Source organism: Isoptericola sp. S6320L (genome assembly GCF_023015685.1).
GTDB classification, from domain to species: Bacteria; Actinomycetota; Actinomycetes; order Actinomycetales; family Cellulomonadaceae; genus Isoptericola; species Isoptericola halotolerans_A.
The window spans coordinates 1-321 of record NZ_JALKAT010000075.1 but is presented as its reverse complement, the minus strand read 5'-3'; the positions used below and the strand labels follow the sequence as shown (position 1 = coordinate 321).

Annotated in this window: 2 tRNA genes; both read right to left on the bottom strand. The window is 65.4% G+C overall.

Features of this window, described 5'->3' with window-relative positions:
* Positions 1-15: 15 nt before the first annotated feature.
* Positions 16-92, bottom strand: a tRNA-Met gene (locus tag MWU57_RS17935).
* A 149-nt stretch (positions 93-241) separates the two neighbouring features.
* Positions 242-318 (bottom strand) — tRNA-Met (locus tag MWU57_RS17930).
* Between the last annotated feature and the right edge of the window lie 3 nt (positions 319-321).

Here is a 321-nt window from a genome sequence, read left to right as displayed (position 1 = left end):
CTGTGCGATCCACCGTGGTAGCGGGGGCAGGATTTGAACCTGCGACCTCTGGGTTATGAGCCCAGCGAGCTACCGAGCTGCTCCACCCCGCGTCGACATCCTGAACACTACGGCATGCGTCGCGCCCGACGCCAATTCGTCGTCACGACGCCACGCCGTCCGGGAAGAATGGCCTGGTACGACGAAAGGCCCCCGGAGATCCCGAGGGCCTTTCGACGAGGACCGCCTGTGCGATCCACCGTGGTAGCGGGGGCAGGATTTGAACCTGCGACCTCTGGGTTATGAGCCCAGCGAGCTACCGAGCTGCTCCACCCCGCGTCG